The sequence below is a fragment of the Cytobacillus firmus NBRC 15306 genome, assembly GCF_001591465.1.
Classification (GTDB): domain Bacteria; phylum Bacillota; class Bacilli; order Bacillales; family Cytobacillaceae; genus Cytobacillus; species Cytobacillus firmus.
In genome coordinates this window covers 1-9,128 of the sequence record NZ_BCUY01000114.1, presented here as the reverse complement: position 1 = coordinate 9,128, position 9,128 = coordinate 1, and the positions used below count along the sequence as shown (strand labels likewise).

The window sequence follows — 9,128 nt, the reverse complement described above, 5'->3', positions numbered from 1 at the left end:
GTTTTTACATCCATCTCAGTTTTAGCGTTAAATCACAGCATTTCTGTGGGTCCTCTTTGTCTGATTCGAAATGTAGTCTTAGCCCGTCAGGTGTATAGTCAACAGAAGGGACTCGCGAGATGCCTGTCGATTTCAGCAGATTTTTGACTGCCGCCTTGTTGGACTGCTGGGCCGCTGACATCAGTTCATAAGAAAACTTTTTTGACTCTGCCATATTTACAAGCAATGTGCTGGCGTCTCTCATGAGGACCTCCATTTTTTTTGCAGAGCTCATGAACTTTTGCGGATCGACAGCAGGCAAGGTCCTGTAGAAATGCACAGGGTGATAAAAAGACTGATAAGCCTGCGGATAATTCCAGCAGTTTTGAAGCTGAGGATTGTATCCGGGCTTTGGGTAGCGAAAATAATAATAGGGGTACATCCGGTTCTGCCCCTTTCGATTAATAATAAATGCACGCATTCCCAATATATGAAAACAAGGCTATTCCTATGAAAGAACAAATTGCTTTCTCACAAAAGTTAGGCTTGAACCCGGCATACGAGGTATATAGGAAGAAGATATTCTATAAGGATTGATATTATTAGAAAAGGGGTAAAAGAAGGGAATGAAGAATATATTAGTGTGAGTAAATAATTTGTGCAGCTTACATAGATAGGAGGCCCCGGATGGAACTGGAACTGATTTTGGAAATCATTGAAAATAATGGATATTTGGGGCTGTTTCTCTGGCTTTGGGTAGGGGTCTTTGTTTTTCCTGTGCCAAATGAATTGATCGTGATGACTGTTGGACTTTCTTCCTCTTTAAAAACACTTCACCCTGTGCTTGCTTTCATTGTCATTTATCTTGGCATCTTGGCTGCATTGTCAACCTGTTATACAATCGGGCGTTTGATCGGCAGGCCTTTGCTAAAGTACTTTCATAAAAGCAAAAGGATGTCTAAAACGATTGATTCTTCTTTAAAGCTAATGGAAAAGTATCATGCCTTTTCCCTCTCCTTCAGTTATTTTGTTCCGGGTATCCGAAACTTCCTTCCCTTTTTATACGGCTTCAGTAAATTGCCATTTAAAAAATTCGCTTTATTTGCATACAGCGGCGCACTGATATGGCTGTCTTTAGCCTTCGCGATTGGCTATGTTTTTGGAGACCATATTGACACCATCATCAAACATGAAAAAGAAATACTGCTTGGCCTGACAGGCTTTGCAGCGATCTTCCTCATTTTTCGATTTGCCAGAAGAAAACGCGGGAAGGAGCAGGAAAAGCTGCATGATCAGGGTCTGGGACTATAATATAAAAAGGCAGCCGGGTGTTGCCTTTTTAAATGTCTAGCTCCAGCGCCTGCCCCCTCGAGGTGTCGGGGGCGGGCAAGGCGCTTGCGCTTATCTAACTTAATACTGATCGCGGTGCTCTACCAGGTCGATGGCTCCAAGTACAATATGGGCGAGCCCAAAACCAACGATGGTATCTGTTTGTTTGTTCTGCGGTTTTGTTTCATTGCATAGCCTGCCGCAGTGACAGCGGTTCCGAGAACAGCTGGAATTAATCCTTCGCGTACACGATCCATGACTGTCACCTCTTTTTTTGTGATTGTCCAAGAGGACATCCATAGTTTGTTCTTATATAATGAAGTATAGTATGACAACATTTTACATAGTGAAAGGGGATTGGGGAATGGAATTGAAAGGTACTCTAATCGAAACACTCGGAATGGAAATCGTGTCACTTGAAAAAGGCCGTGTAGTTGCCACTATGCCTGTTGATGAACGCACCCGCCAGCCGTTTGGCCTCCTGCATGGAGGAGCATCTGTCGCCCTTGCGGAAACTGTTGCAAGCATAGGAGCATTTGAACTTTGCGACAAAGAAACGGAATCCGTTGCAGGGCTTGAGATCAATGCTAACCATATACGTGCTAAAAAAGAAGGAATTGTGACGGCTGTCGCAACAGTGCTGCATCAGGGAAGAACCACAATGGTATGGGATATCAAAATTACGGATGAAAATGACAAGCTGGTATGCACATCCCGATGCACCATGGCGGTAATAAAAAGAAAATAAATAATAAAAAACCGCAAGAGGATTTCTTGCGGTTTTCCCATTTATGATTGTTCCTTGCTGCCTGCCTTTTTCATATGTGGTGCATCTTTCAAGTCATCCTGTACACTTTTGTCCCATAGCTCTACACCGGAGTTATAAGCTGCCCGGGCAATTAAATGCCCGGCTACAGGTGATGTCATGAAGATGAATATAATTCCGAGCAGAACTCTGGAATTGAAAAAGCCATCTTTAACATAAAAGAACAGCAGGGCTCCGAGCAGTATGGACATAACCCCGAGTGTAGCGGACTTTGATGCCGCATGGTTCCTGGTATAAACATCAGGAAGCCTGATAACGCCATATGCTGCGACAAGGCTTAAAAAAGCACCCAGAATAATCAGCACAATAATGACAATATTAGCGATCTCGTTCATTTTCGATAATAACCCCCTTCTCCAGATATTTAGAGAAGGCGACGGTCCCTATAAAGGCAAGAATCCCGATCAGAAGGATAACCTCCACAAACGCACTTGTATTAAGGGCGATAGAAATCAATGCAACAATTGCAACAAGATTTATGCCAATAGCATCAAGTGCAACAACACGGTCTGGAGTGGTCGGCCCTTTAATCACTCTGTAGATCAAACCGATGGTGGCAGCCGAAATGATAAGGATGGCACTTAGAACAACAGTATTCAGCATTACCGGCTCACCTCCAAGATTGCTTTTTCAAACGAATTCCGGATAGAATCAATGGTTTCCTCTGCATCTTCAATATCAATTGCATGAATGTAAAGAATCTTATTATCCGGGGAAACATCTACAACCAATGTCCCCGGAGTCAGTGTGATCAAATTCGATAGCACTGTTATTTCCCAGTCCTTTTTCAGAACAGTAGGGTAGGCGAAAATGCCTGGCTGCATATCAAGTTTGGGTCTTAACAATACTTTAAGCACGCCGATGTTCGCTAAGATAAGCTCTTTGATGAAAAGAAACAAAAGATTGATTACCGCTACAGCTCTTAATAGATAAAAGCGTGAATCGAAAAATCTTCTGAAAGTAAAGATGATGAGCAGGCCAAAAAGGTATCCTTTAAGGAACGCAACCGGTTCGTATGATCCTGTTAAAAACATCCACATAAACCCAAGGAACACATTTAATAATATTTGAAATGCCATACTCAATACTCCTTTAAAACTGCTTCAATATATATTTCCGGATTTGCAAGAGTTTCAGCAGCCTGTGAGATATACGGATAAACATACTCCGAGCCGACTCCGTAGAAAACGGCAATGACAATAAGGATAACCGGGGCAATCAACATTTTGCCGACAGGCACTTTTTCTTCCTCTTTATAGGCGCGAGGTGTACCCCAAAAGCCATTAATGAAGACTTTCATGATTGAAAACAGCACAAGAAGACTGGACATTAAGACGATCCCTGCTCCCCAGTAATGTTCTGCTTCAAATCCGCCTTTAACAATTAGAAGCTTTCCAACAAACCCGCTTAACGGAGGAATTCCCGCAAGAGCAAGCGCTGCGATGAAGAAGGTCCATCCCAGACCGGGATAGCGCTTGATCAGCCCGCTTATCTTATGCAAATTGCTTGTTCCGGCAATTGCAATCACGATGCCGGCAAGTAAGAATAGAGCCGCCTTAATAATCATATCATGGATCAAATAGAAGATGGACCCGGTAAGGGAATCAGTCGTCATAGCTGATACTCCAAACAAAATTGCCCCTACAGCAATGATGATATTGTAGATGATGATTTTCTTAATATCCCAGTAGGCAATTGCCCCAATGACTCCTGCGATGATCGACATAATTGCCAAAAAGCTTAAGAGCTGATGGGTAAAGCCAGTATCGTGATAAAAGAACAGCGTATAGGTTCTTGTAATGGAGTAAACTCCGACCTTTGTCAGCAACGCTCCGAATAAAGCCAAAATAGGGGCAGGCGGTGCATAGTAAGAGCCTGGCATCCAGAAATATAATGGGAAAATGGCGCCTTTCAATCCAAATACGATTAAAAATAGCACAGCAATCACTGTTATGATTCCTGGGGGATTCCCTTGGCTTGCTTCGCTGATGCGGACTGATATATGCGCCATATTAAGCGTTCCTACTACAGAATAAAGATAGGCAACTGCTATAACAAACAGAGCAGAAGATATTACATTCACAAGGATGTATTTAATGGACTCCCTAAGCTGTGCCTTCTTTCCGCCTAATACAAGCAAAACATACGAAGCCATCAGCATAACCTCGAAAAATACGAAAAGGTTGAAGATATCCCCTGTTGTAAAGGCACCGTTTACGCCAACAATTAAAAAGTTGAATGCAGCATAATAGTAAAACTTCTCTCTGGCTTCCCCGATGCTCCAAAATGAATAAATCAGACATAGAAATGCGATTATACTGGTTGTAAGCACCAGCAGAGCTGACATCATGTCAGAAACAAGCGTGATCCCAAACGGAGCCTCCCAGCTTGAAACATCCAGCGTTTGGATCCCGCTGACCCGGACCTTCTGAACCAGAAGGGCTGAGAAAATGATCGCAATCACTGATGATATGCCTGCAATCCACCTTTGCAGCATGATTCTTTTAGAAGCGAAGATGAGAAGGACACCTGTAACTAAAGGGATCAGGATGGGCAATATTAAAAAGTTAATCATTTCCTTCAGTTCCTCTCATTCGATCCATATTATCAGTGCCAAGCTCCTGGTAGGCACGGTATGCCAGAACCAGGAAAAACGCAGTGACCCCGAAGCTGATTACAATTGCTGTCAGGATAAGAGCCTGGGGAATCGGATCGGTATAGGAGGGTGCGTTTTCACCCAGCAGCGGGGCAGCCCCTTTTTTTAAGCCGCCCATCGTTAATATCAGCATATGTGCTCCATGGCTTAAAAGCCCGGTTCCGACAATTATGCGCAGCAAGCTTTTTGACAGCATGAGATAAGTAGCTGACATAAATAAAATTCCAATTACAAAAGCCATTAATATTTCCATTATTCATCCTCCCCTATCGTTTGAATAATGGTCATCGTAACGCCAACAACAACCAGAAAAACACCAAGGTCAAACAGTGTAGCTGTATGGAGGGAAGTGTCCCCCAGAACTGGCAGGTCAATATGTCCAAAGGCATGGGTAAGGAAAGGGACATTAAATAGCAATGCTCCCGCCCCTGTACCAATCGCAAAAAGCAGTCCAACTGCAATCATGTGAATATAATTGACAGGAAGAATCTTGGAGACAGTTTTCATATCAAAAGCCAGCAGCAGCAGCACGATTGCCCCCGATGTCAGCAAACCCCCAACAAATCCGCCGCCCGGTGTATAATGGCCGGCAAAAAAGATATGGACAGAGAAAAGAACAATGAGAAACAATACTACTTTTGTAGCGGTCTGCAAAATGATATCATTTGTTTTCATTTTTCTTTCCCCCTTCCAGGCGAAGTTTGATCATAGCGAAAATTCCAAGAGCTGCAATTCCAAGAACTGTAATTTCAAACATGGTATCAAAGCCCCGGAAATCAACAAGAATAACGTTTACCATGTTTTTCCCGGCTGCCTCCTTATACGTATTCTCGACGTAATATTGCGCAATTGAAGGAAACATCTTATTGCTGTGCGCAGATAGGGCAATCATCGTTACAATTGCACCCACTCCAACAGAAATAAGGGCATTCGTCATTTTAAATCCCATCCGCTCCTCATGCCGGAGCTTTGGCAGATGGTAGAAAGCTAGCAGGAACAAAGAGACAGAAATAGTTTCGATTACAAGCTGTGTTAATGCAAGGTCAGGGGCCCTGAAAATAACAAAGAACAATGAAACGGTATATCCGACTGCCCCCAGCAGAATGATGGAAGTCATTCTGGATTTTACAAACAGAATGGAAATAGATGCAGCAGCGATGACTAATGCCAGCAGAACCTCAGCATAATGGATGGTTGCCACATCGCTCGTATCGAATTTAAAAGCATCTTTCAGAACCAGGGTGGCAGCCAGAGCAACAATGAAAAATGAAAAAATATACACAAGATAGGTTCTGATGAATCCGTTCATATATAATCTTGTTAAGTTGAAGGAAGCCCTCTGTGATACTTCCAGCATAGAATCGTAAAAACGATTCAGAGCCAATTTTTCAGGGAAGAAATCGTATACTCTTCTCCACTTTGGCAGAGTGACAAAAAGCAGAATTCCCAATGTAATAACACCTAAAGTCATGAACAGTTCAGGCGTAAATCCATGCCAGAAATAAATATGAGTATCATACACATACCCTTCAACAGGCATAATAGCTGCCTGTGCAGGGGAGATCAGCGTGTTTGAAATAATATTAGGGAAGAAACCAATAATGATAACTAATGAAGCCAGGATAATGGGTGAAATCAGCATCCCGATTGGAGCTTCATGAGGTTTCTTTTCTAATTGTTCAGGCTGGAACTTGCCTGTGAACGTTTTGAATACAAGAATCATGCTGTAAATGAATGTGAATACACTTGCCACCCAGGCAAGAACAGGGAACAAGAATCCCCATGTATCCAAATTGAAAATATCCATTTCCAAAACACGGACCATACCTGTGAAGAACATTTCCTTACTTAAGAACCCATTGAAAGGCGGAAGCCCTGCCATGGAAAATGTGCCGATGATCGCCAAAGTAAAGGTAATCGGCATAAAGTTCATCAAACCGCCAAGCTTGCGGATATCACGGGTTCCGGTTTCATGATCGACAATTCCGGCTACCATGAAGAGACTTCCTTTAAAGGTGGCATGGTTGATCAAATGAAAAACAGCAGCTGTAGTGGCAACCGTAAAATAACTGTCATCCACTGTTTCAAAGTGAAGCGCTGCAGCGCCAATGCCGAGAAGGGACATGATCATCCCCAGCTGGCTGACTGTTGAGAAAGTCAGGATGGCTTTAAGATCAGTCTGTTTGACAGCTGAAAAAGAACCCCAGAATAAGGTTGTAATGCCAAATCCAGCAATGAGCCAGAGCCAGAGCGGATGCTCAGCAAATACCGGACTCATGCGTGCTACTAAATAAATGCCCGCTTTAACCATCGTTGCCGAGTGCAGATATGCACTGACTGGTGTTGGAGCTTCCATGGCATCCGGCAGCCAGATGTGAAATGGAAATTGTGCGGATTTGGTAAAAGCCCCAAGTAAAAAGCAAAGCAGAGCAGGAACGAATAATGAATGTGAAAATATCTCATCTGATCCAGCGATAATTTCCGAAATGCTGAAAGTGCCTGTCATCAAATAAAGAAGGATGATGCCTCCAAGCATAGAAAGACCGCCGAAAACGGTGATGATCATCGACTTCTGTGCGCCATATCTTGATTTCTCTCTGTGGTACCAATAACCGATTAGCAGGAATGAAGAAAAACTCGTGAATTCCCAGAAAGTATAAAGCACAATCAGGTTATCAGATAGGACAACCCCAAGCATAGCTCCCATAAATAGAAGCAAGTACACATAGAAGGTGTTCAATTTTTCTTTATTTTTATCAAGGTAATAGATGGAATACAGAACAACCAATGATCCTATTCCGGTAATCAGCAAAGCAAAAAGCAAACCGAGACCGTCTACTTTTGCCGTGAAATCAATCCCCAGAGCGGGTATCCACGAAAAAGACTTTGTGACGGACTGCTGATTGGAGGTGATGGATAAATAAGAAATAAAATAACTGAATAAAAGGATTGGCAGAGGAAGTACGAACCAACCCGTATGTATCTGCCTGAACAGCTTGTACGCAATAGGCACAAGGATGGCAAGCAAAAATGGTGAAATTATTGCCAGGTGAAGCAAAGACAAAACATTACCCCCTTTAAATTAATTGTGTGTTACTCAACGATCCTATTATGCAGCTTGATGAAGCGGCTATATGGTATCTAACAATTCAGCATATTTGGAAAACTGAATTTTTCTTCCGCAGCATGTATAAAACTTTTCTGCTATATGTAAAGCGCTTAATAAAAGTTTTTCCACCTTCCCCCGTATTATCCAGCCAGGGCAGGCATGACAGGCGTGCCATATTCATCATTACTATCCGCTCATGCACCTCTGAACAAATTATAACCTAAAAATAAAGTCTGTGCATTCTTCAAACCCTTATCAGTAAAGGATTTATCCATTCTTATTAAATAGGTAGAAACACGAATGAATCAGGAAAAATTTTTTTGAAAAAATTTATCAAATGAAAGCACTTTTGTATAAAAAATCATTAATTCAAGCACACTACTTTTAGGTGGTGTTATGCATGATTAAACATAAAGTTTCAGCAGCCATTATAATCTTTGCCCTGCTGTTTGCAGGCGCCTGGATATTGGACCACCAAACCAAAAGGGAATTCTATATTCCGGCAGACGAAGAAGTGGTCGAATTATTACCTGCAGATTATAAAATGGAAGCTGGAAAAGAACAAAAGCTGAAGGTGTTTGAGCCTAGGGAATATGTGAGGATACAGACGGCTTCATAAGAAAAAGAGGATGTGCTTTGGCACAACCTCTCTTTCTGCTGTATTAAGTTTTACTGCGGCCGCGGTTTTGGAAAATCATGATGGCTAGCGGAACCGTAATGATAAAGGAAATGAAGAATAGGAGCAGTAACTTGGAGAAGGGGGTAATGCTTTTTTCGATATTATCAACATACCGTTCAAAAAACTCCCTGATTGATTCATTGCCAAGCACATTGGGTGCTGTCAGAAATTCTTTTTTGTCAAAATCATAATAAAAGAAATCTTTTTTCTTAAATATAAATAAGTCATCTCGTTTTTGTTCCAATTCCAAAAAAACAATGCCGATATGAGAAGTATATTCTTCAATAACCTCTTCATTTTCTGATGTTTGAGGGTCATCAGATGTAACGATCTTTGTTACCTGTCCCTGAATTCCGTATGCATCAATGACTGAAAAGGAGTCTTCGCTGTAATAATGGACTGTGCTGCGAAGCTGTTCTTCCAGTATCTCTTCGAATTCTTTTTCAGCATCAGCAGCTTTCGCAGGCATTAGAGATCCCACTGACAGCAGGACTGCAAACAAAAAACAGCACATTCCTTTTTTCATTTCCTGCCCCCTTTTCTCTATTTC

The 9,128-nt window shown here is 42.1% G+C and carries 12 protein-coding genes and 1 pseudogene; 3 read left to right on the top strand and 10 right to left on the bottom strand.

What is annotated here, in order from left to right; all coding sequences use genetic code 11:
* Positions 1 to 4: 4 nt before the first annotated feature.
* Positions 5 to 421 carry a YuzC family spore coat inner layer protein gene (locus BFI01S_RS19805; RefSeq protein WP_061794135.1) on the bottom strand — a complete coding sequence of 139 codons (417 nt, stop codon included), beginning with the start codon at positions 419 to 421 and terminating at the stop codon, positions 5 to 7.
* 245 nt (positions 422 to 666) lie between these two features.
* Here BFI01S_RS19805 and BFI01S_RS19800 point away from each other — a divergent pair, with 245 nt between their 5' ends.
* Positions 667 to 1,290, top strand: coding sequence for a DedA family protein (locus tag BFI01S_RS19800; RefSeq protein WP_061794134.1), 624 nt, complete (start codon positions 667 to 669; stop codon positions 1,288 to 1,290).
* A 99-nt stretch (positions 1,291 to 1,389) separates the two neighbouring features.
* Here BFI01S_RS19800 and BFI01S_RS19795 read toward each other — a convergent pair.
* A pseudogene (locus tag BFI01S_RS19795) lies at positions 1,390 to 1,565 on the bottom strand (asparagine synthase).
* A gap of 107 nt (positions 1,566 to 1,672) precedes the next feature.
* Here BFI01S_RS19795 and BFI01S_RS19790 point away from each other — a divergent pair.
* On the top strand, positions 1,673 to 2,056 hold the full coding sequence (locus BFI01S_RS19790) for a hotdog fold thioesterase (protein WP_061794133.1): 384 nt from the start codon (positions 1,673 to 1,675) through the stop codon (positions 2,054 to 2,056).
* Positions 2,057 to 2,097: 41 nt separating this feature from the next.
* Here BFI01S_RS19790 and mnhG read toward each other — a convergent pair whose 3' ends face one another.
* The 7 genes from mnhG to BFI01S_RS19755 are packed head-to-tail and all read right to left on the bottom strand — an operon-like array spanning position 2,098 to position 7,854.
* Complete coding sequence (gene mnhG / locus BFI01S_RS19785) at positions 2,098 to 2,469, bottom strand: monovalent cation/H(+) antiporter subunit G (protein ID WP_061794132.1); 372 nt, start codon at positions 2,467 to 2,469, stop codon at positions 2,098 to 2,100.
* Positions 2,453 to 2,737 (bottom strand): Na(+)/H(+) antiporter subunit F1, encoded by a 285-nt coding sequence (locus tag BFI01S_RS19780; protein WP_035332019.1) that lies wholly within the window; start codon positions 2,735 to 2,737, stop codon positions 2,453 to 2,455. Before BFI01S_RS19780 ends, mnhG begins: the two co-directional genes overlap by 17 nt.
* On the bottom strand, positions 2,737 to 3,213 hold the full coding sequence (locus BFI01S_RS19775) for a Na+/H+ antiporter subunit E (RefSeq protein ID WP_061794131.1): 477 nt from the start codon (positions 3,211 to 3,213) through the stop codon (positions 2,737 to 2,739). The genes BFI01S_RS19780 and BFI01S_RS19775 overlap by 1 nt, the downstream gene beginning before the upstream one ends.
* A gap of 2 nt (positions 3,214 to 3,215) precedes the next feature.
* Positions 3,216 to 4,709, bottom strand: coding sequence for a Na+/H+ antiporter subunit D (locus tag BFI01S_RS19770; protein WP_061794130.1), 1,494 nt, complete (start codon positions 4,707 to 4,709; stop codon positions 3,216 to 3,218).
* Positions 4,702 to 5,043: a Na(+)/H(+) antiporter subunit C gene (locus BFI01S_RS19765; RefSeq protein ID WP_035332022.1), complete on the bottom strand. Its 342-nt coding sequence runs from the start codon at positions 5,041 to 5,043 to the stop codon at positions 4,702 to 4,704. The genes BFI01S_RS19770 and BFI01S_RS19765 overlap by 8 nt, the downstream gene beginning before the upstream one ends.
* Positions 5,043 to 5,465 carry a Na(+)/H(+) antiporter subunit B gene (locus BFI01S_RS19760; protein ID WP_048011697.1) on the bottom strand — a complete coding sequence of 141 codons (423 nt, stop codon included), beginning with the start codon at positions 5,463 to 5,465 and terminating at the stop codon, positions 5,043 to 5,045. The genes BFI01S_RS19765 and BFI01S_RS19760 overlap by 1 nt, the downstream gene beginning before the upstream one ends.
* Positions 5,452 to 7,854 carry a Na+/H+ antiporter subunit A gene (locus tag BFI01S_RS19755; RefSeq protein ID WP_061794129.1) on the bottom strand — a complete coding sequence of 801 codons (2,403 nt, stop codon included), beginning with the start codon at positions 7,852 to 7,854 and terminating at the stop codon, positions 5,452 to 5,454. Before BFI01S_RS19755 ends, BFI01S_RS19760 begins: the two co-directional genes overlap by 14 nt.
* A gap of 445 nt (positions 7,855 to 8,299) precedes the next feature.
* On the opposite strand from BFI01S_RS19755, the gene BFI01S_RS19750 reads away from it, so the two are divergent.
* Complete coding sequence (locus BFI01S_RS19750; RefSeq protein WP_061794128.1) at positions 8,300 to 8,518, top strand: hypothetical protein; 219 nt, start codon at positions 8,300 to 8,302, stop codon at positions 8,516 to 8,518.
* A 43-nt stretch (positions 8,519 to 8,561) separates the two neighbouring features.
* Here BFI01S_RS19750 and BFI01S_RS19745 read toward each other — a convergent pair.
* The coding region (locus BFI01S_RS19745; RefSeq protein ID WP_235831236.1) for a hypothetical protein at positions 8,562 to 9,128 on the bottom strand (567 nt) is incomplete at its 5' end.